The 24,825-nt window shown below is 67.9% G+C and carries 25 protein-coding genes, 1 pseudogene and 2 riboswitches; of the genes and pseudogenes, 19 read left to right on the top strand and 7 right to left on the bottom strand.

From position 1 onward, the window contains the following. Positions 1 to 62: 62 nt before the first annotated feature. The 9 genes from AC4D2E_RS00130 (at position 63) to AC4D2E_RS00090 (ending at position 9,540) form a co-directional block, all read left to right on the top strand. Complete coding sequence (locus AC4D2E_RS00130; protein WP_490951313.1) at positions 63 to 632, top strand: cysteine hydrolase family protein; 570 nt, start codon at positions 63 to 65, stop codon at positions 630 to 632. A gap of 538 nt (positions 633 to 1,170) precedes the next feature. Beyond that, a complete protein-coding gene (locus AC4D2E_RS00125; protein WP_104167950.1) occupies positions 1,171 to 2,148 on the top strand; it encodes an ABC transporter substrate-binding protein in 978 nt (325 codons plus the stop codon). A gap of 96 nt (positions 2,149 to 2,244) precedes the next feature. Beyond that, a complete protein-coding gene (locus AC4D2E_RS00120; protein WP_219815715.1) occupies positions 2,245 to 3,768 on the top strand; it encodes a sugar ABC transporter ATP-binding protein in 1,524 nt (507 codons plus the stop codon). Further along, positions 3,765 to 4,796, top strand: a complete 1,032-nt coding sequence (locus AC4D2E_RS00115) for an ABC transporter permease (protein WP_104167949.1) — start codon at positions 3,765 to 3,767, stop codon at positions 4,794 to 4,796. Before AC4D2E_RS00120 ends, AC4D2E_RS00115 begins: the two co-directional genes overlap by 4 nt. Continuing rightward, positions 4,796 to 5,809, top strand: a complete 1,014-nt coding sequence (gene yjfF / locus AC4D2E_RS00110) for a galactofuranose ABC transporter, permease protein YjfF (RefSeq protein WP_104167948.1) — start codon at positions 4,796 to 4,798, stop codon at positions 5,807 to 5,809. The genes AC4D2E_RS00115 and yjfF overlap by 1 nt, the downstream gene beginning before the upstream one ends. Before the next feature lie 33 nt (positions 5,810 to 5,842). After that, complete coding sequence (locus AC4D2E_RS00105) at positions 5,843 to 6,721, top strand: aminodeoxychorismate lyase (protein WP_490910154.1); 879 nt, start codon at positions 5,843 to 5,845, stop codon at positions 6,719 to 6,721. A 107-nt stretch (positions 6,722 to 6,828) separates the two neighbouring features. Beyond that, a riboswitch (SAM riboswitch) is annotated at positions 6,829 to 6,946 on the top strand. 170 nt (positions 6,947 to 7,116) lie between these two features. Continuing rightward, a complete protein-coding gene (locus tag AC4D2E_RS00100; protein WP_490910155.1) occupies positions 7,117 to 8,031 on the top strand; it encodes an ABC transporter substrate-binding protein in 915 nt (304 codons plus the stop codon). A gap of 10 nt (positions 8,032 to 8,041) precedes the next feature. Continuing rightward, positions 8,042 to 8,806 carry an amino acid ABC transporter permease gene (locus AC4D2E_RS00095; protein WP_104167945.1) on the top strand — a complete coding sequence of 255 codons (765 nt, stop codon included), beginning with the start codon at positions 8,042 to 8,044 and terminating at the stop codon, positions 8,804 to 8,806. After that, entirely contained in the window at positions 8,803 to 9,540 is a 738-nt protein-coding gene (locus tag AC4D2E_RS00090; protein WP_104167944.1) for an amino acid ABC transporter ATP-binding protein, read from the top strand. The genes AC4D2E_RS00095 and AC4D2E_RS00090 overlap by 4 nt, the downstream gene beginning before the upstream one ends. Positions 9,541 to 9,653: 113 nt before the next feature. Here the strand turns inward: AC4D2E_RS00090 and AC4D2E_RS00085 are convergent, their stop codons facing one another. Genes AC4D2E_RS00085 through AC4D2E_RS00075 form a run of 3 tightly spaced genes read right to left on the bottom strand, consistent with a single transcriptional unit; the run spans position 9,654 to position 12,543 of the window. Then, positions 9,654 to 10,451 (bottom strand): energy-coupling factor transporter transmembrane component T family protein, encoded by a 798-nt coding sequence (locus AC4D2E_RS00085; protein ID WP_258069888.1) that lies wholly within the window; start codon positions 10,449 to 10,451, stop codon positions 9,654 to 9,656. Continuing rightward, positions 10,448 to 11,938: an ABC transporter ATP-binding protein gene (locus AC4D2E_RS00080; RefSeq protein ID WP_490951312.1), complete on the bottom strand. Its 1,491-nt coding sequence runs from the start codon at positions 11,936 to 11,938 to the stop codon at positions 10,448 to 10,450. The genes AC4D2E_RS00085 and AC4D2E_RS00080 overlap by 4 nt, the downstream gene beginning before the upstream one ends. Next, complete coding sequence (locus tag AC4D2E_RS00075) at positions 11,935 to 12,543, bottom strand: ECF transporter S component (protein WP_104167942.1); 609 nt, start codon at positions 12,541 to 12,543, stop codon at positions 11,935 to 11,937. The genes AC4D2E_RS00080 and AC4D2E_RS00075 overlap by 4 nt, the downstream gene beginning before the upstream one ends. Before the next feature lie 47 nt (positions 12,544 to 12,590). Continuing rightward, a riboswitch (TPP riboswitch) is annotated at positions 12,591 to 12,715 on the bottom strand. Positions 12,716 to 12,852: 137 nt separating this feature from the next. Here AC4D2E_RS00075 and AC4D2E_RS00070 point away from each other — a divergent pair. Further along, a complete protein-coding gene (locus AC4D2E_RS00070) occupies positions 12,853 to 13,113 on the top strand; it encodes a DUF4235 domain-containing protein (protein ID WP_104167941.1) in 261 nt (86 codons plus the stop codon). Between the two features lie 54 nt (positions 13,114 to 13,167). On the opposite strand, the gene AC4D2E_RS00065 is transcribed toward AC4D2E_RS00070, so the two are convergent. After that, a complete protein-coding gene (locus AC4D2E_RS00065) occupies positions 13,168 to 14,295 on the bottom strand; it encodes an FUSC family protein (RefSeq protein ID WP_490951311.1) in 1,128 nt (375 codons plus the stop codon). Between the two features lie 67 nt (positions 14,296 to 14,362). Between AC4D2E_RS00065 and AC4D2E_RS00060 the strand changes: the two genes are divergently transcribed. From AC4D2E_RS00060 to AC4D2E_RS00035, 6 genes and pseudogenes are all read left to right on the top strand, one after another. After that, positions 14,363 to 15,010: a 4a-hydroxytetrahydrobiopterin dehydratase gene (locus tag AC4D2E_RS00060; protein WP_104167939.1), complete on the top strand. Its 648-nt coding sequence runs from the start codon at positions 14,363 to 14,365 to the stop codon at positions 15,008 to 15,010. A 21-nt stretch (positions 15,011 to 15,031) separates the two neighbouring features. Further along, positions 15,032 to 16,603, top strand: coding sequence for an FAD-dependent monooxygenase (locus tag AC4D2E_RS00055; protein WP_490951310.1), 1,572 nt, complete (start codon positions 15,032 to 15,034; stop codon positions 16,601 to 16,603). Next, positions 16,600 to 16,941 (top strand): UBP-type zinc finger domain-containing protein, encoded by a 342-nt coding sequence (locus tag AC4D2E_RS00050; RefSeq protein ID WP_490951309.1) that lies wholly within the window; start codon positions 16,600 to 16,602, stop codon positions 16,939 to 16,941. The genes AC4D2E_RS00055 and AC4D2E_RS00050 overlap by 4 nt, the downstream gene beginning before the upstream one ends. 133 nt (positions 16,942 to 17,074) lie before the next feature. After that, on the top strand, positions 17,075 to 18,364 hold the full coding sequence (locus tag AC4D2E_RS00045) for a hypothetical protein (RefSeq protein ID WP_490951308.1): 1,290 nt from the start codon (positions 17,075 to 17,077) through the stop codon (positions 18,362 to 18,364). 146 nt (positions 18,365 to 18,510) lie between these two features. Next, positions 18,511 to 18,867 (top strand): LexA family protein, encoded by a 357-nt coding sequence (locus AC4D2E_RS00040; protein WP_490952302.1) that lies wholly within the window; start codon positions 18,511 to 18,513, stop codon positions 18,865 to 18,867. Then, positions 18,860 to 19,171 (top strand): annotated as a pseudogene (locus tag AC4D2E_RS00035) (Y-family DNA polymerase); the annotation flags it as partial. The gene AC4D2E_RS00040 and the pseudogene AC4D2E_RS00035, both read left to right, overlap by 8 nt. A gap of 696 nt (positions 19,172 to 19,867) precedes the next feature. On the opposite strand, the gene AC4D2E_RS00030 reads toward AC4D2E_RS00035, so the two are convergent. From AC4D2E_RS00030 to AC4D2E_RS00020, 3 genes are all read right to left on the bottom strand, one after another. Continuing rightward, positions 19,868 to 20,434 carry a hypothetical protein gene (locus AC4D2E_RS00030; RefSeq protein WP_490951307.1) on the bottom strand — a complete coding sequence of 189 codons (567 nt, stop codon included), beginning with the start codon at positions 20,432 to 20,434 and terminating at the stop codon, positions 19,868 to 19,870. 891 nt (positions 20,435 to 21,325) lie between these two features. Continuing rightward, positions 21,326 to 21,658, bottom strand: a complete 333-nt coding sequence (locus AC4D2E_RS00025; RefSeq protein ID WP_490951306.1) for a hypothetical protein — start codon at positions 21,656 to 21,658, stop codon at positions 21,326 to 21,328. Between the two features lie 253 nt (positions 21,659 to 21,911). Beyond that, positions 21,912 to 22,259 carry a TetR family transcriptional regulator gene (locus AC4D2E_RS00020; protein ID WP_490952301.1) on the bottom strand — a complete coding sequence of 116 codons (348 nt, stop codon included), beginning with the start codon at positions 22,257 to 22,259 and terminating at the stop codon, positions 21,912 to 21,914. Positions 22,260 to 22,432: 173 nt separating this feature from the next. On the opposite strand from AC4D2E_RS00020, the gene AC4D2E_RS00015 reads away from it, so the two are divergent. The 3 genes from AC4D2E_RS00015 (at position 22,433) to AC4D2E_RS00005 (ending at position 24,508) form a co-directional block, all read left to right on the top strand. Next, the gene (locus AC4D2E_RS00015) at positions 22,433 to 23,401 is read left to right on the top strand and encodes an NAD(P)-dependent alcohol dehydrogenase (RefSeq protein ID WP_490951305.1); all 969 of its coding nucleotides are present in this window, start codon (positions 22,433 to 22,435) and stop codon (positions 23,399 to 23,401) included. Positions 23,402 to 23,537: 136 nt separating this feature from the next. Continuing rightward, positions 23,538 to 23,693: a hypothetical protein gene (locus AC4D2E_RS00010; protein ID WP_490951304.1), complete on the top strand. Its 156-nt coding sequence runs from the start codon at positions 23,538 to 23,540 to the stop codon at positions 23,691 to 23,693. A 65-nt stretch (positions 23,694 to 23,758) separates the two neighbouring features. Continuing rightward, complete coding sequence (locus AC4D2E_RS00005; protein ID WP_490951303.1) at positions 23,759 to 24,508, top strand: DUF2306 domain-containing protein; 750 nt, start codon at positions 23,759 to 23,761, stop codon at positions 24,506 to 24,508. Positions 24,509 to 24,825 lie beyond the last annotated feature (317 nt).

The following is a 24,825-nucleotide window of genomic DNA, read 5'->3' as shown; positions in this document are numbered from 1 at the left end:
TCGCGCGGGCCCGGGAATCCCGTGCACCCCCGTTCGGACGTGCCGAGTGCTACTGTCCATCGATGAGCACACCTCGCATCCACCTGGATCGACCCGCGCTCCTGGTGATCGACGTCCAGCAGGGCTTCGATGACTCCGCGTTCTGGGGCGAGAGGGACAACCCCGCGTGCGAGGACAACATCGCCGCGCTGGTCACGCACTGGCGCCGCCAGGACTGGCCCGTGGTCTTCGTCCAGCACGACTCCGACAACCCGGACTCGCCCCTGTCCCCCTCCCGGCCCGGTCACGCCTTCAAGGACATACTCACGGGGACCCCCGACCTCCTCGTCCACAAGAGTGTGAACTCGAGCTTCTACGGGACCCCGGATCTGCACGGGTGGCTGCAGGCCGAGGACATCGCGCAGGTCGTCATCTGTGGGATCACCACCAACCACTGCTGTGAGACCACGGCCCGCATGGCCGGCAACCTCGGTTACCAAACCTACTTCGCCATCGACGCAACGCACACCTTCGATCGAAGGACACCGGACGGAGACCCTGTCCCTGCCGAGACACTCTCGATCGTGACGGCGACGAACCTCCACGACGAGTTCGCCACGGTACTGACCACGTCAGCACTCCTCGACCACTGAGACACCTCCTCGGACTCCCTCCCCTGACAGCGCTGCACCTGATCAGGCACACTCCACAGGCCACCGGCGCCCCCTTCTTCCGGGCGGATGTCAACCGGATCCTGCCGGTACCGCTGACCCGTCCGAGAGGCGGACGATGAACAGGTCAGACCGCGGCAGCCCACGGCGGGCCGCGGACCCGTTCGGCTGAAAGTGGACTCTATGGCGGACAGTGGTGGAATGGCCGACAAGGCCGAAGACTATGCACAGGACAATCCCGAAAAGGTGGACCAGGCCGAGGACAAGGCCAGGGAGACCCTCGACGGGAAGGACGGCGATCAGAAGTAACTGATCCCCTACCGAGGCCGGGCCGCGATCGAGCGGCCCGGCCTTCTTGCTGCCGGAGCGGCCCCGTCCGCGTCGAATCGCCGACGAATGGTGGTCCCGATCCCTTGACCCGCCTTTTGTTACCGTTCACAATTGCCGCAGGGCTCCCCGCCCATGCAGCAACGACGGTGCAGATACCCCTTGCTGTGGTTCCGATTCCAAGGAGGCAGCAGTGTTCAGGAAATCCTTCGTGGCGGTCATCGCCGCTACAACCCTCGCCCTCACCGCCTGCGGCGGTCAGTCCGAAGCCGGCGGAGAGGGCGGTTCCGATGACACCATCACCATGGGCTTCGCCCAGGTCGGCGCCGAGAGCGGCTGGCGTACCGCCAACACCAAGTCGGTCCAGGAAGCCGCGGAAGCGGCGGGCGTCGACCTCAAGTTCTCCGACGCGCAGCAGAAGCAGGAGAACCAGATCAAGGCGATCCGGTCCTACATCCAGCAGCAGGTGGACGTCATCGCCTTCTCCCCGGTGGTCGAATCGGGCTGGGACACCGTCCTGAAGGAAGCCAAGGACGCGGACATCCCCGTGATCCTCACCGACCGGGCGGTCGACTCCACCGACACCTCGCTGTACAGGACCTTCCTCGGCTCGGACTTCGTCGAGGAGGGCAAGAAGGCCGGGGAATGGCTCGTCGAGGACTCGGCCTCGACCGAGGGCCCGGTGAACATCGTGGAACTGCAGGGCACCACGGGGGCGGCTCCGGCCATCGACCGGAAGGAAGGATTCGAGGCGGCCATCGCGGCCGACCCCGACCTCGAGATCGTCCAGTCGCAGACCGGCGACTTCACCCGGAGCGGCGGCAAGCAGGTGATGGAGGCGTTCCTGAAGAACACCCCCGACATCGACGTGGTCTATGCCCACAACGACGACATGGGGCTGGGCGCCATCGAGGCCATCGAGGCCGCAGGGAAGGTGCCCGGCAAGGACATCAAGATCATCACCGTGGACGCCGTGAAGGACGGCATGACCGCTCTCGCGGAGGGGAAGATCAACTTCATCGTCGAGTGCAACCCGCTCCTCGGCGATCAGCTCATGGACCTGGCTGCCAAGGTGGTCGCGGGCGAGGAGGTCCCGGCCCGCGTGGTGACCGAGGAGACCACCTTCACGCCCGAGCAGGCCAAGGAAGCCCTCCCGAGCCGCGAGTACTAGGAACCGGACGCGGCCGCCCGCGAGGACGGCCGCGTCACCAGGAGAGAGGGATGCGGCGGGCCCGGCCCGCCGCATCCGGAGCACAGGAGGCAGGACATGGGCGGGACCGCTCCCGTGGTGGACATGCAGGGCATCTCCATCGCCTTCCCGGGCGTGAGAGCGCTCGACGGCGTCGACTTCCGGCTGTTCCCCGGGGAGGTCCACGCCCTCCTGGGCGAGAACGGCGCCGGGAAGTCCACCCTCATCAAGGCCCTGACGGGGGTCTACGCGATCGACGACGGCACCATCACCGTGCTGGGGGCCCGGACGAGCTTCGGCACGCCGGCCGAGGCGCAGGCGTCCGGGATCAGCACGGTCTACCAGGAGGTGAACCTCTGCCCCAACCTCTCCGTCGAGGAGAACATCCTGCTCGGCCGCGAACCGCGCAGGCGCGGCGCCATCCACTGGCGGGAGGTCCGCCGGAAGGCGGAGGAGGTCCTCGACCAGCTGCAGCTGGGGCACATCGACCCTCGCTCCGTCCTGTCCTCGCACTCCATCGCCATCCAGCAGCTCGTGGCCATCGCGCGTGCCATGCAGATCGAGGCAAGGGTGCTCATCCTCGACGAGCCCACCTCCAGCCTCGACGCCGACGAGGTGCAGCAGCTGTTCTCGGTCATCCGCACGCTGCGGGACCGGGGCGTCGCCATCCTCTTCGTCTCCCACTTCCTCGAGCAGGTGTACGAGGTCTCGGACCGCATGACGGTGCTCCGCAACGGCAGGCTGGTGGGCGAGTACCTGACGGCCGAACTGCCGCGCATGGGCCTGATCTCCAAGATGATCGGCAAGGAACTGGACGCCCTGGCCGAGCTCGAGGAGGCCGAGAGCCGACGGCAGCCGGACCGCACGGACCAGACGCTGTTCCTGCAGGCGGAGGGCCTGGGCAGGAAGGGCTCGGTCCAGGAGGTGACCTTCACCGTCCACGACGGCGAGATCCTCGGCCTCGCCGGCCTGCTCGGGTCCGGCCGCACCGAGACGGCGAGGCTGCTCTTCGGTGCCGACAGGGCCGATCAGGGACAGCTGACCATCCGCGGCACGAGCCGCGCCCTGCGCAGCCCCCGGTCCGCCATCGATCGGGGCATCGCGTTCTCCTCCGAGAACCGCAAGGAGGAGGGACTGATCGGCGATCTGTCCGTCCGCGACAACCTGATCCTGGCGCTGCAGGCAGGCAAGGGCTGGTGGCGGCGCGTCCCGCGTGCCACCCAGGACGAGCTGGCGGATCGGTACATCAAGGCCCTCGACATCCGCCCGTCCGGCAAGGACACGCTCATCCGGGATCTCAGCGGAGGCAACCAGCAGAAAGTGCTGCTGGCGCGCTGGCTCATCACCGATCCGCGCCTGCTCATCCTGGACGAACCGACCCGGGGCATCGACATCGGCGCCAAGACCCAGATCCAGAAACTCATCAGCAGCCTCGCAGCGGACGGCATGTCCGTCATCTTCATCTCGGCCGAGCTCGAGGAAGTGCTGCGGATCAGCGACCGGATCGCCGTCCTCAAGGACCGGCGGATGGTCGCGGACATACCCAACGACAACATCACCATGGAAGACGTCATGACGGTCATCGCGGGAACGAACGCATGAGTGCGCTGCTGAGGCACCGCCTCACCTGGCCCGTCCTCGCCCTCGTCCTCCTGCTCCTGCTGAATCAGCTCTTCCGTGCGGACTTCCTCTCGGTCCGGGTGCAGGACGGCCACCTCTACGGCAGCCTGATCGACATCCTCCGCAACGGAGCACCCACCATCCTGATCGCCCTCGGCATGACGCTCGTCATCGCCTCGCGGGGCATCGACCTGTCGGTGGGGGCGGTCGCGGCCATCGCCGGTGCCGTCTCCTGCATGTACATCTACAGCTCCCCCGAACCGGCCTCCCTGCAGACCGCCGCGACCGGGGTGGCGATCGCCGTCGTCGCGGGCCTCGCCCTCGGGGCGTGGAACGGTTTCCTGGTCTCGGTCATCGGGATCCAGCCGATCATCGCCACCCTCGTGCTCATGACCGCAGGCCGCGGACTGGCCCAGCTGGTCACCGACGGCCAGATCATCTCCGTGTCCAACGACTCCTACCAGGCGATCGGTGCCGGATACTTCCTGGGCCTGCCCATCTCGATCCTCATCGCGGCAGCCGCCTTCGGGATCACCGGCCTGCTGACGCGCCGGACGGCCCTCGGCACGCTCATCGAGTCGGTGGGCATCAATCCGGTGGCGAGCAGGCTTTCAGGGCTCGACGCGCGGACCATCACCTGGACCGTCTACGTCTTCAGCGGGCTGTGCGCGGCGGTCGCCGGCCTCATGATCAGCTCCAACGTCACGGCGGCGGACGCCAACAACGCCGGCCTGTACATCGAGATGGACGCCATCCTCGCCGTCGTCATCGGCGGCACCTCGCTGGCCGGGGGCCGGTACAGCCTGGTCGGCACCCTCGTCGGGGCGCTGATCATCCAGACCCTCACCACCACCGTCTACACGCTCGGCGTCCCACCCGAAGCCACCCTGGTCTTCAAGGCGCTCGTCGTGATCATCGTGTGCCTCCTGCAGTCCAGCAGGGCGCGCACCCTCCTCAGCCGACGACGGCGGCCCGTGACCGAGCCGTCCCGACCGAAGGTGGCCGCCTGATGTCCGTGCTCACCCGCACCCCGGCACCGCTCGACCGCCCCCGCATGACCCGGCTGCGGGGCAAGGCGCGGTACGCCCCCACCCTCGCGACGATGGGCCTCTTCCTCGCCATGTTCGCCGCCGGCGCCGTCATGTACCCGGGGTTCCTGTCCGGGCAGGTCTTCCTCAACCTCCTGATCGACAACACGTTCCTGATCGTCCTCGCCGTCGGCATGACGTTCGTGATCCTCACCGGGGGCATCGACCTCTCCGTCGGCTCCGTCGTCGCGCTGTCCATGATGATCGCCGCCGCCCTCCTGCAGGCCGGCTGGAACCCCGCCGCGGTCATCGCCCTCGTCCTCCTGACCGGTGCCACCTTCGGCCTGCTCATGGGACTCGTGATCCAGGTCTTCGAGATCCAGCCCTTCATCGTCACCCTTGCGGGCCTGTTCCTGGCGCGGGGCCTCTGCTACGTCATCAGCGTCGATTCCATCACCGTGACCGACCCCTTCTTCACCTCCATGGCGCAGGCGAGGATCCCGCTGGTGGGGACGCTGTTCGTCTCCCCCGGCGTCGTGATCGCCCTCGTCGTGGTCGCCGTCGCGTTCTACGTGCTGCATCAGACGCGGTTCGGGCGGACCGTGTACGCGATCGGTGGCGGAGAGTCCTCGGCGCTGCTCATGGGCCTCGCCGTCCCGCGCACCAAGGTCCTCGTGTACGGGATCAGCGGACTGTGCTCCTCGATCGCCGGGATCCTCTTCTCGTTCTACAGCCTCTCGGGCTACAGCCTGGCGGCCACCGGGCTGGAACTCGACGCCATCGCGGCGGTCGTGGTGGGCGGGACGCTGCTGACGGGAGGCTACGGGTACGTGCTCGGCTCCCTCACGGGGGTGCTCGTGCTCGGTATCGTCCAGACGTTCATCTCCTACGAGGGCACGCTGAGCTCCTGGTGGACGCGCATCGTGATCGGCGCCCTGCTCCTCGTCTTCATCCTGCTGCAGAAACTCTTCACCCGGAAGGTCAGACTCACCTGAGGCCGCGGGGTTCCGGCGGCTACGCTGTGGCCCATGACTGTTCTCGTGTTCCTGGACCCGGCCCATGACGACGGCAGGGTGGCCGACGCGTCCCAGCCGCAGCTGATGGCCACCGACCTCGGCGCCACCCGCGGGGACGGCCTCTTCGAATCCCTGCTCGCCGTCGACGGAGCCCCCCGCAAGGAGCAGGCGCACCTGGCGCGCCTCGCGGCGTCGGCTGACGCCCTGGATCTGACCGTGCCCGACGCCGAGGCGTGGAGCCGCGCGATCCGCACCGGCCTGCGCGAGTTCGCGGCAGCGGAACCGGACCAGGGACACGCCGTCGTGAAGCTGGTCGCCACGCGCGGCGTCGAGGGTGCCGGGCGGGCCACGGCCTGGGTGCAGGTTTCCCGCGTGCCCGAGGCCACCCTCCGGCAGCGCGAGACGGGCCTGAAGGTCCTCTTCCTCGAGCGCGGGTACGACAGCACCGTCGCCCAGCGCGCGCCCTGGCTGCTCCTGGGGGCGAAGACCCTCTCCTACGCCGTCAACATGGCCGCCGTCCGCTACGCGAAGGCGCACGGGGCGGACGACGTCATCTTCACCTCCTCCGACGGCAAGGTGCTGGAAGGCCCGACGTCGACCGTCCTCCTCGCCTACGACCGCGACGGCCGGAAGACCCTCCTCACGCCGCAGCTCGAGAGCGGGATCCTCGCTGGGACCTCACAGAGCGCGCTGTTCGCCGCGGCGAAGGACCAGGGGTGGGAGCTCGGCTACGGACCGCTGGAACCGCACCACCTGCTCGAGGCCGACGCCGTGTGGCTGATCTCGAGTATCCGGCTCCTCGCGCCGGTGCTCTCGCTGGACGGCCAGGACCTCCGCACCTCGAGCGCGCTGACCGCCGAACTCACCGACCTCGTGGACCGCTTCGTGTAATCTCCGCCACAAAACGGCCCCTGAAGGCCCTTCTGCTACGTCAAGCGTCGGTTTTCGGCCCTCTCGTTTTGACCCGGTGCTTCGTGCTGCCCTAGCGTTTTGCCTGCAATCAAGAGTTCCAGCCCTCGGCCCTGGCCGGCTGGACAGCAACCCTCTCCCGTAGTGGGGTGCTCCAGGTGAAGATTCGGCCGCCGGGACAAGTCCCCCGGTTGGCAAGTACGGCGTCGTGCGGCCTGTCCCGGACCATTCCTCCGTGACGGCACCCGCACCCGCGCACATCCCAGAACAGTGAGCGTGTCACCCAGCAGCCTGTCCCCTCCTCGCCGTGACCCGGCGTCCCCCGCACCATCCCCGTTCCCCGCGCCTCCATCCGGGCCGGCACCTCGAAGGACATCATGAACATCTCCCGCAAGGTCCTGGCGGCATTCGCCGTCCCCTTCCTCGCCTTGACCGTCTCCTGCGGCAGCGGCAGCAGCGAGCCCACCGAGACCACGGACGCCCTGGCCGGCAGCGACCAGCAGTCGCTCGACCAGTACACGACCGAGACCACGACGCCGATCGACGAGATCGACACGGCCGAGCTCGGCCTCGTCACCGACGGCACGCTGCGCGTCGGCACGCTCTCGGACGCCCCGCCGAACATCTTCCTCGAGGACGGCGTCTTCACCGGCTACGACAACGAGCTGCTGCGCGCCATCGGCGACAAGCTGGGCCTGGAGGTCGAGTTCGCGTCCACGGACTTCTCCGCGCTCCTCGCCCAGGTGCAGAACAAGCAGTTCGACGTCGGATCCTCCTCGATCTCCACCACCGCGGAGCGCCGCGAGAACGTGGGCTTCACCAACGGCTACGACTTCGGCTACATGGCCGTCGTCACGAAGAACGGCTCCTCGGTCACAGGCTTCGACTCGCTCTCGGAGAGCACCCGCATCGGCGTGGTCCAGGGCACCGTCCAGGACGACTACGTCTCCAACACCCTCGGTCTCGAGCCGGTGCGCTTCCCCGACTACAACACCGTCTACGCGAACGTGAAGAACGGGCAGGTGGACGCCTGGGTGGCCCCGTCGCAGCAGGCCACCGGTCAGGTGAAGGAGGGCGACGACACGACGATCGCCGAGACCATCATCAACACCGAGAACTTCACCGCGTACGCCGTGAACAGCGACAACCAGCCGCTCATCGACGCCCTCAATGCGGGCCTCGACGCCGTCGTCGCCGACGGCACGTGGACCGAGCTCACCGAGGAGTGGTACCCGGACCGCGAGATGCCCTCCGACTGGAAGCCCGGCAGCAAAGCCGTGGAAGTAAAGTAGCGGTCCCTGCATGGATGCCCTCGAACAGCTCGGGAAGACGTTCTTCGACTGGGAGGCGATGGCGGCTGTCCTGCCGGACCTCCTGACCGTCGGCCTGCCGAACACCATCATGCTCGCCCTGGCGTCGGGGATCATCGGGACGATCGTCGGGATGATCCTCGCCGTCATGGGGATCTCACGCAACCGCGTGCTGCGGTGGATCGCCCGCGTCTACACGGACATCTTCCGCGGGCTACCCGCCGTCGTGATCATCCTGCTCATCGGCCTCGGGCTCGGCCCGATCCTCCGGGAGATCACGGGCAGCACGAGCCCGTACCCGCTGGGCATCCTCGCCCTCTCGCTGATCGCCTCGGCCTACATCGGTGAGATCTTCCGCTCCGGCATCCAGAGCGTGGAGAAGGGACAGCTGGAGGCGTCGCGTGCCCTCGGCTTCAGCTACAGCTCGTCGATGCAGCTCGTCGTGATCCCCCAGGGCGTGCGGCGCGTGCTGCCGGCCCTGGTGAACCAGTTCATCTCGCTCATCAAGGAGTCCTCGCTCATCTACTTCATCGGCCTCGTGGCCAGTGAGCGCGAACTCTTCCGGGTGGGCAACGACGCCGCGAGCAACACCGGCAACCTGTCACCGCTCATCGCTGCCGGCGTGCTCTACCTGTGCCTGACCATCCCGCTCACGCACCTGGTCAACTTCATCGACAACCGGCTGCGCGTGGGCAGGAAGCAGAAGCCCGAACCGGATGAACTGGCCGCAAGGATCGGCGAAGGAGCGAAGGCGTGAAGACACAAGAATCAGGGACCCTGACGGGCAGGAACCTGCACCTGTCCTTCGGCTCCAACCACGTGCTGCGGGGGATCGACCTGCACGTGGAGCAGGGCACGACGGCGTCGGTCATCGGCCCCTCCGGGTCCGGCAAGTCCACCCTCCTGCGCGTCCTGAACCGGCTGATCGAACCTGATCAGGGAGACATCCTGCTGGACGGCCGGTCTGTCCTGAAGGACAACCCGGACGAGCTGCGCCGGCGCATCGGCATGGTATTCCAGCAGTTCAACCTGTTCCCGCACAAGAGCGTGCTGGACAACGTCTCGCTGGCCCTGCGCAAGCTCCGGAAGATGTCTGCGGACGAGGCGCGGAGCAAGGCCCTCGCGCAACTGGACCTCGTGGGACTGAAGCACAAGGCCGACGTGCGCCCCGGCAACCTCTCGGGCGGGCAGCAGCAGCGTGTCGCGATCGCCCGCGCGCTGGCCATGGACCCCGAGGTCATGTTCTTCGACGAGGCCACCTCCGCCCTGGACCCCGAGCTCGTCAAGGGCGTCCTGGCGCTCATGGCGGACCTCGCGACGGCGGGCATGACCATGGTCGTGGTCACCCACGAGATGGGCTTCTCGCGTAACGTCTCGGACACCGTGACGTTCATGGACGGCGGCGTCGTGGTGGAGTCCGGCCCCCCGGCCGCGATCTTCGACGACGCCCAGACGCCCCGCCTGAGGTCGTTCCTCTCGGACGTGCTCTAGGCACCTCGTCCTACCTGGTCGACCGGCACCGGGGGTCCGCTCCAGCGGGCCCCCGGTTCCGTGTCCGGGGACTTCCGGTCCGGGATCGGGCCCCGGCGATCGAGCCCCGGCGATCACGACAGGATGAAGTTCCAGGTCCCGGCGAGCACGGCCGCCGTCGTCGCCCCCGCCGCGATGACGAGTCCGACGCCGGCCACGCCGACGTCGAGCGCCGTGAACGTGCTCGTCCGCGCCCAGGTGCGCGTCCCGCCGCCGAAGCCGCGCGCCTCCATGGCCGTCGCCAGGCGGGTGGCACGCCGGATGGCCTGCACGATCAGGCCGAACGACTGCCCCAGCAGGTTCCGGGTCCGGGCGACGAGCGAGCCGTCCGAACCGATGCCGCGGGCGTGCCGCGCGAGCCCGAGCATCTCCCACTGCTCCACGAGCAGGCCCACGAGCCGCAGTGACGCCAGCGCCCCGAGGACGAAGCGGTGCGGGAGGTGGAGTTTCTGCGCCAGCGCGTCCGCCAGGTCGGTGGGGTCCGTGGTCAGGAGGATGAAGATCCCCGGCAGGGCGAGCGCCAGCCCGCGCAGCCCGACGGCGATCCCCGCGGCGACGGAGCCCTCGGTGAACAGGAACGGCCCGACGTCGAGCAGCACGCCGCCGGTCTTCTCGGCGAGCAGCGCCGTCCCGTAGGCACCGAGCAGGGCGGCGACCAGCAGGGGCCAGATCCGCCGGGCGAGCCCGACCACGCTGATGCCCAGCAGCGGCATGAGGGCGAGCTCGCAGCCGAGGACCACCGCGGCGCTGACCCAGTCGATGCTCGCCAGGAGCGCGAGGGTGATGACGACGGCGGCGAACAGCTTGGACACCGGGTTCGCCCGCAGGAGGGTCCGGCCGGTGAGGACCGGCGTCAGGTGGTCGCCGCTCACGGGGACACCAGCCGTCCCGCCCCGCCCGCGACGTGCAGGGTCGCGCCGCCGAGGGCCGCGATGAAGTCGGCGTCGTGGGTGACGGAGACGACCGCGACGCCGTCCTCGATCAGCTCCCGCAGGAGCGTCACGAGTTCGGCCCAGGTCAGGGCGTCCTGGCCGAACGTCGGCTCGTCGAGGACCAGGATGCGCGGCGCCGTGGCGAGCATCGTCGCCACGGACAGGCGCCGCTTCTCCCCGCCGGACAGCGTGAACGGGTTGGCGCCCAGCAGGTGGGTGAGCCGCAGCCGCTCCGCGATCTCCCCGGTGCGGCGGGGGTCCGCGGTGCCGCCGACCCTCCGCGGCCCGAACGCGAGCTCCTCCCCCACGCTCGGGGTGAGGAACTGGTGCTCGGGTTCCTGGAAGACGGTGCCGATGCGCTGCACGAGCTGCGCCGAGCGCCAGCGGAAGGGATCGGTTCCCGCGGCACCGGCGAGCTCCGGTGATGCCTCGAGCCGTCCCGCGCGGGGGCGCAGCAGGCCGCCGAGCGTGAGGGCGGCCGTGGACTTCCCGGCGCCGTTGGGCCCGGTGACGCTCAGCGCCTGCCCGGCGCGGACGTCCAGCGCGAGGTGTTCGACGGCGGCCGGGCCCCGCTTCGTCCGCGCGACCGTGAGGTCCCGCGCGGACAGCAGCACCTCCCCGCCGCCGCCGGGTACGGGCCCGCCGACGGCGGGCAGCCGGCCCGGGACCCACACGCCCGCCTCCGCGAGCCGGGCGCGCGTGCCCTCCTGGCCCAGGACCGCGCCCGGGGCGCCGTCGGCGAGGACGCCTCCGGCGGCGTCGAGCACGATCACGCGGTCGACGACGTCCGCCCAGACGGCGACCCGGTGTTCGACGACGACGAGCGTCGCGCCCGTGCGGTCGAGGACGCGGACGACGGCGTCCCGGACCTCCAGCACCCCGTCGGGGTCGAGGTTCGCGGTCGGCTCGTCGAGCAGGAGCAGGCCCGGCTCCATGGCGAGCACCGCGGCGAGGGCGAGGCGCTGCTTCTGGCCGCCCGAGAGCGCCGTGGTGGGGTGGTCGAGCGGGAGGTCGAGCCCGACGTCGTCGAGCGCGCGGTGCACCCGCTGCCAGATCTCCTCCCGCGGCACCGCGAGGTTCTCGGCGGCGAACGCCACCTCGTCGCCGACGCGCGCGAGGACCACCTGGGTCTCCGGGTCCTGCAGCACCAGGCCGGCGCGGCCGCGGGCATCGGCGGGGCGGATGCCGTCGAGCAGGAGTGCGCCCTCCTGCTCGCCCTCGTCCTGGCTGCCGAGCAGTCCCGCCAGCCCGTGCAGCACGGTGGACTTGCCGGCACCGGACGCGCCGAGGAGCAGGACGCGCTCACCGGCCCGGAGGTCGAGGTCGAGGTGGCGGGCGGCGAAGGCCTTCCGGCCGGCGTGGCGCCAGCCCCATCCCCGGGCGCTGACGGAGGCAGCTCCCGGGGACGGCGCCTGCGCTGGTGTCACACGTCCGCCGTGCGGCCGGCGGCGAAGGAGGACAGCACGCCCGTCCTCGCGAGTCCGCGCATGGCCAGCCAGGACAGCAGGCCGGCGATGACGACGCCGGAGAGCCCGGCGAACACGGTGTACAGGAGCTTGAACTCGAAGCTCCAGAGCGCGTTGTAGAGGATGTTCTCACTGATCGCCAGCGCCAGGCCCGCGCCGAGTCCGGCGAGGAGGGCGACCGGCAGGTTCCACCTCCGGTAGAGGAAGAGCAGGAACACGAGTTCGGCCCCTGCTCCCTGGATGGCGCCGGAGATGAGGACGCCGATACCCCACTGGGTGCCGATCAGGGCGGAGACCGCCGCGGCGAGGACCTCGCAGTAGATCGCGGCGCCCGGTTTCCGGATGATCAGCCCGCCGAGCACGCCGGCGATGAGCCAGCCGCCGGAATACAGGCCCGCGAGCGGCGGGAAGCCGGCGGTGAGCACGCTGATGCCCGAATAGCCCGCGGACCAGACGAAGAACAGCACGCCGACGGCGACGGCGATGACCGAGGCCACCACGATGTCGACGACGCGCCACTGGCCGGTGCGGGGAGAAAGGCCCTTCAGGGCCGTCGATGATGCCATGCTGATTCCTCCTGGGTTGCAGGAGGGGAGGGTGCACGGTTGCCGGACACCCTGAGAACTCGACTCCCTTCGCCGGTACTAACCGGATCAGGTTCGAGGGTCTGCGGCGGTCCGCACTCTCAGCGCCCGGTCCGGCAGCATGCTGCGGATCGGCGCTCCCCTGTCGTGTGTTGCTTGAGCGCTCCCGATCCTACACCGGCGGATCGGGATGCCGCCTGCCGGTCTTCGCCGCTCCGCGACCCGCACCCGCAGAGCGTGCGGAGCCCGACTAGGCTAGCTGCAGGACTATTCGGATGAGAAGGAGAAACCATGACTGTGGTGTTCAAGTTGCTCGGTGTCGGCATGAGCGTCGGCGCGGGCTTCGTAGGGACGAAGCTCGTCGACTTCCTGTGGGAGAAGATCACCGGTGAGGCGCCGCCCAAGAGCAAGGACGGCCTGGAGAACACGCTCCGCTCCGCGCTGGTGTTCGCCATCATCTCGGGTGCGGTCAGCACCACCATCCAGGTGCTGACCAACCGGTCCACGCAGAAGGCCATCGAGCGGTTCGCCAAGACCCGCGATCTCACCTGAGCCGCATGGGATCGGGGAAGGGCGCTCTTCGGGGCGCCCTTCCCCGCGTCCGGGTCAGGACTGCGCCGTGCTGCGCAACTCCGGCTTGACGGTCTGCAGGATGCGGTGCAGGTTCATGCCGATCGCGGCGGCCGACCCGAAGGGGACGGTCTCGGACGAGGACTCGTAGGCCGCGGTCTCGAGGACCTTCAGGATCCGCTCGGCCTCGCCGAGGGCCTCGTCGTCGTTCTCGTCGACCGTCCACAGGTCCAGCACGTTCCCGGTCGCGGTGAAGGCCGCCTGCAGGGGCACGCGGACCGACTCCGGGAGGGGTTGCTCGGTCGCCGTCCCGTGGAGACCGTCCTGCAGCATGTTGGTGATGTTCAGGGTGTGCGAGGCGACGATCTCCAGGACCTCGACGTGGCGGTAGTCGCCGCGCAGGTCCCGGGGGTGGAAGCGCCGCCGGACGTTGCCCTTCCGGCTCTCGTTCGCGTACTGGAGGGCGCTCCGCGCGTTCCGGACGGACGCCGTGAGGGCGTCGCGGCGTTCCGCCCACCGCGGGTCGTCGCCCGCCCAGTCCTCCTCGAGCGCCTCGCCCATCTCCTGGAGCTGGCGTGCCGCCGTCCTGCGCAGGCTGCTCATCTGGCCGACCGCGTCATTGAGGTGGAGCGGGGGCAGGATGAGCGCACTGACCGCGAGGCCCACGCCCACCCCCACGAGGGTCTGGACCAGATACCCCAGCGAGTACCCCAGGTTCTCGTTCCCGATGACGAGCACGAACAATCCCGCGGAGGCGATGCCCGACCCGCCGCCGGCCGTTCTCTTGAGCACCCCGCTGAGGAGCACGCCGATCCCGACGACGAAGGCGATGGTCAGCCAGTTCGGATCTCCCGCCCACACCGCGACGTACGCGAGGAGGATCCCGATCGTGAGCCCGATGACGGTCTGCAGGCCGAGCTTGACGGTGCCGGCCACCGTCGGGTAGATCGCGAGCAGGGCACCCAGCGGGGCGTAGTACGGGTACTCTGCGGGCGTCCCGGGAATGGCCTGGGCGATCGTCCAGGCGAGTGACGCGGCGAGGGCCGCCTTGGCCGCCAGGAGGAGCTGCGGGTTGACCACGGCTGCCCGCAGCCGCTCCCTGAGGTCGCCGTCGAAGCGGGTGGCGAGCACGCCGAGGCCCGGGTGGATCCTGAGGGTGGGCATCCTGCAGTATGGCAGCCCAACCTTGGAGTCCCTTCTCCCGGATGCGGTCACGCGGCATACTGGCCGCATGACCCTCCTCACCACGCAGCAGATCCTCGATGCCGGCCTGGTCGACTGGCGCAAGCTCGCGCAGGCACTGCACGCCCGCTTCCTGACGCGCGACTTCGCCTCGGGCCTCGCGCTCGTCTCGGCCATCGGCGAACTCGCGGAGGACGCAGGCCACCACCCCGACGTCGTCCTGACCTACCCGCACGTCGACGTGAAGCTCCTGAGCCATGACGCGTCCGGGGTGACGGAGCGGGACGTGGACCTCGCCCGCCGGATCAGCGCAGCCGCCGCCGAGCGGGGCGTCGCAGCCGATCCCGCGGCGCCCGCCGTCGTCGAGCTCGCCCTCGACACGGCCGACGTGGCCGCCATCGGTCCGTTCTGGGCGGCCCTGCTGACCGGCGACGCCGGCGCGGTGGACGGGGACGACGTCGCGGACCCGGGAGGGCGGGTGCCGCTCCTGTGGTTCCAGCACACGGATGCGCACGAGACCCCGCGGCAGCGCTTCCACCTCGATGTGTGGGTGCCGCACGACGCCGCGGACGTTCGCATCGCCGCCGCCGTCGCCGCCGGGGGCACCGTGGTCGATGACGACGCGGCGCCAGCCTTCACGGTGCTGGCGGACGCCGAGGGCAACCGGGCGTGTGTCTGCACCATGCTCGAACGCTGAACGGATCACCGGGAGACGACCATGACGCACGAGGGCGCAGCTCAGGAGAACGTCGACGTGCTCGTGGTCGGCGCGGGTCCCACGGGCCTGATGCTGGCGAACTGGCTGGTGAAGCTGGGGGTGCGCATCGCGGTGGTCGACGGCAAGGACGGACCGACCGTGGAGTCCCGGGCCCTCGGGGTGCATTCACGGTCGATGGAGATCTACGACCAGCTCGGCGTCGTCGACCGCGTGCTGGCCGAGGCCGTGCGCGTGCAGTCCATCCGGCAGGGCTTCGAGCATGCCTCCTTCGCGGCCGTCCCGCTCGCGAGGCTGGGCCGGGGCATCACGCCGTACCCCGGCATCTACATCCTGGAGCAGAGCGCCAACGAGCGCATCCTCGGCGACAACCTGCGCGCACTCGGTGGATCCGTGCGGTGGCGGCACCGGCTGTCCTCCCTGGAGCAGGCCGACGGCGGCGTCCACGCCGTCGTCGACGGTCCTGACGGGTCCTCGACGATCCGCGCGCGCTTCGCCGTCGGCTGCGACGGGGCGTCCTCCACCGTCCGGTCCCTGTGCGGCACGGCCTTCGAGGGGACGACCAGCCGGCAGAGCTTCTACCTCGTGGACGCGGTGGGCGTCGGCGGGCTGATCCCCGCGTCCATCAATGTCCGCCTGGGCGCCACCGCATTCCTCCTCGCGTTCCCCATGCGGCCCGCCGATGACGGCAGGACCGGGCAGCGCCTGATCGGTATCGCCGGCGATGACGACGCCCCGGCCATCACCGAGGACTTCGCACGCCGCCGCATGGCCGAGGTCTTCGGCGTCACGTACGAGGATTCCCGCTGGTTCTCCACCTACCGTGTGCACCACCGGATCGCAGCGCACTTCCGGACCGGCCCGGTGTTGCTCGCCGGCGACGCGGCCCACGTCCATTCCCCGGTCGGCGCGCAGGGCATGAACACGGGGCTCCAGGACGCCCACAACCTCGCGTTCAAGCTCGACGACGTCGTGTCCGGGCGTGCCCCCGAGCCACTCCTCGACCGCTACGAGGCCGAGCGCCGGCCGGTGGCCGTGCGCCTCCTGCAGACGACGGACACCGTCTTCCGCGGGGTCACGTCCACGTCGGGGACGGCGGTCCTGGTGCGCCGCTTCGTGCCGCGGGTGGTGGTACCCGTCGCGGTCGCCGTCCTGCCCCGCCTGCCGATCGGCCGTCGCCTCGCAGGGTACCTCGGCCAGGTGCGCATCCACTACCGCATGGACGGTTCTCCCCCGGGCCGGCGGGGCCGCCGCGACGCCGTCGTCGGCCGCCGCCTGCCCTGGATCGGTGACAACGTCGAGGCGCTCCGGTCCTCCACCTGGCAACTGCACCTGTACGCGGCGGACGACGCTGCGGCGCGGGAAGCCGGCGTCGCGGCCGACGAGTTGGGACTTCCCCTCCACACGTTTGCGGCGACCGGATCCACTCCGCTCAGGGCAGGCCTGCTCTACCTCGTGCGACCCGACGGGTTCGTGGCCGCCGCGGCCGCTCCCGCGGAGGCGGTTCCCGCCTTCGAAGCGACGCGGGCGTACTCCCCCACTGCCCGTCCGGTCGAGAAGGAAGGACGATCATGACGGACGCCATCGATACGAGCGCGCTCCCCTCCGGCACCGGCTGCAGGGAGTGCGACGCCGCAGGCGGCTGGTGGGTCCACCTGCGCCGGTGCGCCGACTGCGGGCAGGTGGGGTGCTGCGACAGTTCCCCGTCCCGGCACGCTTCCGCGCATGCGGCAGCGGCGGGGCATCCGGTGGCCACGTCCTTCGAGCCGGGCGAGGACTGGTTCTGGGACTACCGGACGCAGGAGTTCGTCGACGGCCCGGCACTGGCCGAGCCCACCAGCCGCCCGGCGGATCAGCCGGTGCCCGGACCGGCAGGACGCGTCCCTGCGGACTGGCGAAGCCGCCTGCGCTGACCGCGTGGTCCTCGGGCCGCTCGTCGGCTCGACCTCCTCGGGTGATGGCCCGCGTGCGACTCCTCCTCCAGGCCGACGCGGACCGGCTGCTATCGTGGTGCAGCCCGGTCGTTATCAGCAGGAAGCTCCCCCCATGACCCCGCCACGCCCGGACCTCACCGCACGGTGGGCCCGGAGGTCCTCGGTGCTCGCGGTCTTCACCGCAGTCCACATCCTCTCCTTCGCCCTGCTCCTTCCCCGGATCATCGCCGGCGAGACCTACGGCGATGTGATCCTGTACCGCCACTGGGCGTTCCACGGCTTCAGCACGGGCATCTGGCTGGGAATCGATGATGCCTGGGTGTACCCGGCCGCCGCGATGCTCCCGATGATCGTGTCCGGCCTGCTCGGGCACCAGCTCTACATGCTCGGGTGGTTCCTGCTGTGCCTGGTGCTCAACCTGACCGCCGTGCTGGCACTGCTGACCAGCAGCTCCACGCGCTACGGGTGGCAGGCCGCCTATCTCTGGATGTCCCTCACCGCGATCCTCGGGCCGGTCGCCTTCTCCCGCGTGGACGGTGTCACGGGCCCTCTCGTCGTCGTCGGGCTGGTCCTCGCGGCCGCGTACCCGGTCGTCGCGTCCTCCGTCCTGTCGCTGGCGACCTGGATCAAGGTCTGGCCCGCAGCGGCCGTGCTGGCGCTGCTCATGACGGCGAAGGCGAGGGTGCGGGTCCTCCTTGCAGGCCTCCTGGTGTCCGGGGTGATCGTCGGAACGGCCGCCTCCAGGGGTGGAGTCGGAAACGTCTTCGGCTTCCTGTCGACGCAGGGCGAGCGGGGTATGCAGCTCGAGGCACCCCTCGCGACACCCGGCCTCTGGCAGGCGATTCTCGCCGGCGCGACCACCGTGGAGTTCAACGCCGAGATCCACACCCTGGAGATCCGCGGCTCCCTCGCGGAACCCCTGGCCGCATGGATGGACGCCTTCCTGTGCCTCGCGGTGGCGTCCATCGCCCTGCTGATGGTGGCCGCACTGAAGAAAGGGGTCGACCGTGCTGAGCTTCTCGCCACCGGCACCCTCGCCGTCGTCGGCGCCCTGATCGTCTTCAACAAGGTAGGTTCCCCCCAGTTCATGATCTGGCTGGTCGCCGTGGTCTCGGTGGGCGTCGCCCTGAACGGCCGTCGATGGATCGTCCCGAGCGCCCTGATGGTCCTGATCGCCGTCCTGACCACCCTCGTGTACCCGATCTTCTACACCCAGCTCCATGAGGCGCTGGACCCCGGCGTCGCGCTACTCCTCTCGGCACGCAACCTTCTCGTCGTCGTCTTCGCATGGGCTGTGCGGCAGCTCCGACTGCTCCGGAACAACGTGCCCGGGACAGCACCCCTGACGCCGCTCAGTCACGGGCCCGGCGGCGTCGGTGGCAGCGTCGGTGGCACCGCCTAGGCTTCGAAGACGGGCACGGTCCCGACGGGCCGGCGACGCGTCGGTGGGCAACCGACGGCGGGACGACGGCGGTGAGGAGCAGGGAGATGGATGGTTCCGGGGCGGCGCTGGGCCGACCGGTCGGCAGGGCCGAGGACGGTTCGCTCATGCCGTCGGGATACGCCTCTCCCGCACAGGACTGGTTCGAGGACCGGATCGACCTCAATCGGCACCTCATCAGGGACATCACGAGCACGTACATCGTCCGGGTGTCCGGGAACGCCATGGACGGCGCCGGGATCTCCGACGGCGACGAGCTGATCGTCGACCGCGCCCTGCGCCCGCGGGACGGCTCGGTGGTCATCGCCGTGCTCGACGGCGAGCTCGTCGTCCGGCGGATCCACATCGCATCCTCCGGGGTGTCGCTCGTCGCCGCGAGCCCGGACCACCGGCCCATCCCCGTCCCCGATCCTGATTCCCTGGTGATCTGGGGCGTCGCCACCCGGTGCCTGCACCGTGTCTGAGCGCGGCAGCAGTATCGCGCTCGTCGACGTCAACAACTTCTACCTCTCCGCCGAGCGGGCGTTCGACCCGTCGCTCGACGGCCGCCCCCTCGTGGTGCTCTCGAACAACGACGGCTGCGTGATCACGCGGAGTCCGGAGGCGAAGGCCCTCGGCATCACGATGGGCACGCCGTGGTTCAGTATCGCCGGCCAGGCGCGCGCGTGGGGCCTGCAGGTGCGCTCGAGCAACTACGAACTCTACGGCGATCTGAGCGCCCGCGTCATGGAGCTGCTCGGCCGCTACACCGGGAACCTCGAAATGTACTTTCTGTGCCCCAAAGCCTGTTGTTGCTCAACCTGACCAGCCGCACATCGCTAGCCCTTGCGCCACGATCGAGGCCAACCCTTTGTGACACGTCCATGGACTTGCCGTGAAATGGGGAATCATGGGGTGCAGTGAAAGCCCCCTCGCAAAGGACCCCAGAGAACGTCTCCGTCCCTCAGAACAACATCCCCGATCTGGTCGTCGAACTCGCTTTGCTGCCCAACGAGACAGAGTGGGTCGAGTTCCGGGAGCAGGACCGCTCTCGAGCGGCCCGGGACCGTTCCCGGAAGGGCCGGCACGCCAATGTCTCAACTTTCCGGTGGCGCGGTGGTGGCCGCGCCCACTTCCGCGCCCGGTCCGTTGAGCTGCGCACAGCCCTCCTCGAGCACGGATGGAACGAGCCGATCATCCGGCCCCTACTCACCGGCATCGATTCAGAAGCACCTACCCTCTTCTGACAAGCCTGCGTCTTTAGGCTTGTGTGGCCGGTATCGCCGACCTCCTCGGCCACGTCGGCAGATTCAGCGCCGATAAAGACGGCGCGGTCATGGACTGGGAGTACCTCCTCGTCACTGCGCGCCGCGATTGAGGGGATACGTCCGACGTTCCGCTGCCAGCACGCTCGGCAGGTCGGCAACAACGAGGAGAACGGCGGCGTTCCCCTGATGGAGAACGCCGCCGCTTCCGATTACAGCGTCAGTGAGTCTTCTCCTTCGGGCAGCTGATGCTCGGGTTCCACGGCGCGAACTTCCCTTCCGGGTTGTACTTCCAGACCCACGCATGCAGGCTGTGCTTGAACGGCCTCGTCGAACCAGCCGGTTCCGAGTCGAACTTCACTCCTCCGAGCACCGGTGCCTCGAGTGCCGTGGACAGGAACTCCACCGCAACGAGGCGGTAGCGCGTGTACTTGCCCTCCCTGTCCAGCTTTCGGGGCATGTACACCAGTGCTTCCGGCTTCGACGCGTCGATGCGCTCGTCCAGCAGGGACCCCTTGACGAAGTGCACGCCCATTGCTCCCAGGCCCGGAGCCTCGACGCATTCGACGGGCTGGGTGGTCACATACCCATCACGGATGGCTTTTTCCATCGACCGGTACCGTTCGGTGGACTCGCGGATCTCGTACACCACTTTCCGGCTGGACTCGTGCTCCGATGAGCCTGAATCGCCCGAACCACCATGCGCGAAAGCCGCGCTGGGGGTCAACCCTGCAGCGAGGACAGCGGTGGCCAGTACCGCAGTGATCTTCGCTCTTGTTCTGTTCATTACCTGCTCCAACCTTGGTTCCCGATACTTCGAAGCGGAAAGAAGGCGCTGCAGGGAGGACCGACAGAGTCCGGCCAGCATGTCGATAATTTGCCGGGAATCGCCGCAACCTGTACCGGGCGGCCGTCATTTCCGCGCTATGTCTGCTGCCTCCACCGTTCCAGGCATCCTCGCTGGGGCGAGGTTGCCAGGAACGGCCGGTGACCGTGCAACCTGCATTACCACGGTTGCACGTTCGACGTGTCCAGGGGGTCGACAAGGCGATCAGAAGGACGTTCCCACCGCGTGGGGGTTCAGATTATGCCTCGGCCTGGAGAGGGGTCAAGAGTTGGTGGAGTTTTTTCTCCCGGGCTTCCTCGACCGACCCGAATTAGTTCATTAACCATTTCCTGCTTTACACCTTTTCTTCACTTTTCGATGTTTTTTCCAAACCGAAGCATCCGCGCGGTCACTGATGAACACGCTCTTCTTATTTGAGGTGGGGTGGCTGAGCGACACGGTGTGAGTGCTTGAGGGGAAAGAGGCTCGAGGTCTTCCAAGATCGGCAGTGACTAAGCCGCTCAATCCCGAAGGCTTCGACAATGTTTGAACCTACGGCGTGTGACCGCGCGCGCCTACGTCCTGCACCATCGAGTAGCTGCCCTCGTTGTGATCTGCTCGCGGGTTTGGAGGAATTTCACGTCGTCGACGTCAGCGAACACGCCGGCGTTGTCCGGATCGTCGTCGAATCACCTACCGGGCCGATGGGCTGCTACTCATGCGGTGTCGTTGCGCACAGCCATGGCCGGCCGGACCTCAACCGTGCCGGTGGAATGGAAGTATAAGGGCACGTGCACGTAAGAGGGGCGGTCCAACTTGTCCGTTGAACCGCCTCTCATGGCTGGCGTGCGACTACGCGCCGAAGAGGATCCCGAGAAGGACAGGAACCAGAACGACGCCAACTGTCCACATAATTTCTTTGGTGAGCAAGTGATTGGCTCGTTCGGCGGTGGGTTTCTCTCCGTCGCGATAGACCTGAACTGGCGGGAGATTTTGGCGCCAACGACTCCAGAGGACTCCGTGAACGACGACGACGACCACCACCACTGCCGTTACTACCCCTGAAACGGTCCAGGCATCGTTGCCCGTAGGTGATGTGAATCGATCGAGGAAGAACAGAGCAGAACTGATCGCGGCGACTGAGAGGGCGACGCTGGTGACCATCCCGAACCAGGTCGACACCATCCACTGTCTGGGAGGTCGCGTCGTGTCGAGTAGTTTCTCCAGTCGAGCGTAGGTTCCTTCGATGAACGCTCGATCGCTCGAGGTTATTGTGCCCGATACCCCTGTCGCTCGAACGTCGAGACTGACGGCGGCGTACTTCGCGTACAGGCGGCTTCTGTGATCAGTGGTGAGATCGAGCGAGACATTGCATGACCAGTCATGGCCGGGGAGAATCCTGCACCGCGCAAGCAGCCGATCGTGGCATAAAAATGTTCTAACGTTGCAGCCGTGGTGTGTTCCGCATGAGAGCTACTGCCCAGGGATGTCGGGCGAGAACGGCTCTGGCAGATCCTGCACGCTTCCGCAACGCCAATTTCCAACCATCCTCGGGAGAGGGCGGGGCAATTTCGTTGATGACAGCATCGGCGATGCCGTCGATGATGCCGTCCTTGCTCTTCACGTGGTAGTACAGCGACATCGCCTCGACGCCGAGTTCCTGGGCGATTCTGCGCATGCTCAGCGACTCCAGCCCGCCGGCGTCGGCAAGCCCAATAGCGACCTGAATCGCCCTGTCCCTAGTGACAGGTTTCCTGGGGGTTGACTTTGGTCTCGCTAGTGCCACACTGTCTCCATCGCGTATGAAAGCGCGCCGGATCGAGAATATTTGGGCTGCCCGCAGACCGTACCTTACGGCGTATGGTAGCTTCACTCCTCAGCCTTATCTTGCCAGGGTATTTTCACTGATCGAGGCAAAGCATGAGCTCACCGACAAGCCCAGATACAACGGTCGCGGCCATGAAAGCGGTGGTCCAGGACCGGTACGGCTCCACGGATGCACTTAGTTTTCAGGACATCGACAAGCCGACGATGGGGGACGGCGAGGTACTGGTCCGGGTCCGGGCGGCATCCATCAACCACGCTGACTGGGTCTACACCAGCGGCCGTCCCCTAATCGCGCGTCTGGCGTTCGGGGTACGCAAACCAAAACATATCGTGCGTGGCAAGGACCTCGCGGGGCGTGTGGAGGAGGTGGGCGCCGATGTTACCGGGTTCCGTCCAGGCGACGAGGTATACGGTGAGGTCGAGGCCGGGAGTTTCGCTGAATTCGCCGCCGTACCGGCACAATTGCTGGCGCTGAAGCCGGCAAACCTGACCTTCGAGCAGGCCGCTACGGTGCCGTTGTCGGCAAGAACCGCCCTGCAGGGTTTGCGGGATGGCGGGAACATTCAGGCGGGGCAGAAGGTCCTGATCAATGGTGCGTCCGGCGGTGTCGGCACGTTCGCCGTGCAGATCGCCAAGGCTCTGGGGGCTGAGGTCACCGGTGTGTGCAGCACGAGGAACGTCGAGCTGGTGCGGTCGCTCGGCGCGGATCAGGTCATTGACTACACGCAGGAGAACCTCACGGAGCGTGAAGTGCTGTATGACCTGATTTTCGATTCCATCGGTAATCACCCGCTGTCGGCACTGCGACAGGTACTTGCGCCCCACGGGACGCTCGTACTCTCAAGCGGTACCGGCGGTCGTGTCCTCGGGCCCATGGGACGCCTCCTAAGGGCACTGCTCCTGTCATTGTTCATCCGGCAGAACCTCCGCACCTTCAGCGCGAAGCCCGGCAGGGAGAGCCTGGACCTGTTGCGGGAGCTCATCGAATCAGGTCAGGTCACACCCACTATCGAGAGAACGTATCCCTTGGCCCAAGTCCCTGAGGCCATCCGCTCCTTCGTGGACGATCACGCCCGAGCGAAAATCGCCATCACCGTGTGATGCCCTCCGTCACCCACCATCAGCCCGAAAATGGCATCCAATTCAGCTCACTTCGATGATCACGAGATCCAGGACCAGGATCATGACGACCCAACCGATTGACGATCTTCGGCACCTCCGGCCTCCCCTCAAGACAATGAGACCCGCCTACATGTTCGTGGTCGTCACGGGAGCCCTGCTGGCCGGAGGATCCCGCACAGGCTTCGCCAACTCCGACCCGCTGCTCCCGGGCCCGGCGCTGCTAGCGGCTGGATTCAGCCAGCAGGAATTAGGCCGGCAGGAATTGGGCTGACACCGTCACCGAACGACTACTCCCGGATAGACGCCCCTCCTCGTTCACCGAACAAGGGATCCTCAATGAAATCCATCAGAAAGACTGCAGCCACAACTGACCCTCGAACCATCCCGCGGCCACACCCGCACCGGAATCCCCGTGACGTGTGGTGGACTCAGTGGCTCGTACCCGCCGCCCTGATCTTCCTCAGCCTCGTCCCCTTGATCGCCGGGTCGGTGCGCTTGACCGAGTTGGCTGAAGGTACCGTCACACCGGACAACGCGCGGTTCTTCGACGCTCCGATCCCCGTGCTGATCCACATTCCAACTGTCACCGTCTACCTGCTGCTCGGATCGTTCCAGTTCGTTCCCTCGCTCCGCCAAGGCAAACGCGGCAGGACCAGCTGGCACCGCATCGCCGGACGCATCCTCGTTCCCACCGGACTGCTCGCCGCCCTGTCCGGTTTATGGATGGCAGTTTTCTACGACCTTCCGCCCCTGGACGGACCGCTTCTACTGATTCTCCGGCTGATCTTCGGCACAGCCATGGTCATGAGCATCATCCTGGGCTACCTCGCGGTGCGGCGCAGGGACTACACCCGGCACAGCGAATGGATGACCCGGGCCTATGCCATCGGGATTGCCCAAGGAACCATCGTCGTAGTGACCATCCCCTGGATTCTGCTGGTCGGGCCCGTTGACCAGCTCAGCCGGGCGCTACTCATAGGCGCCTCATGGGTGCTCAGCCTGGCGGTGGCGGAGTACGTCATCCACCGCCGCTCCCAAACAGCAATCCAGGCCTCCAGCGCGCCAGCCCAAACGGACGGGGCGTAGACCGGATCTGCCAATAATCCTCAGCCATCCGGGTAAGCGAACAAGGAGACTGCAATGTCATTACCGGCAACGTCCAAGTCCAACCCGAAAACAGACTCCACGACTCCGGAGCAATTGTCCCTGCTACGTCTCTACCTGTTGCGTGCCGGCTACCTGTTGATGGCGCTCGGTCTGGCGCTCACGCGGTGGCCCGGGACTGTCCGATAAACGGTGTGTGGGGTCCGGCGGTTCATCAGTAAGTGGTCTTCTCGAAGCGTCCTGCGAAGGTAATCGCGAACGCGTTGAGCGCTGGCTTCCACCTGATTACCCAGCGTGCT

Source organism: Arthrobacter sp. TJ-265 (assembly GCF_058269135.1).
The sequence above is the reverse complement of the archived record's forward strand: the minus strand, read 5'-3'. Positions and strand labels throughout refer to the sequence as shown.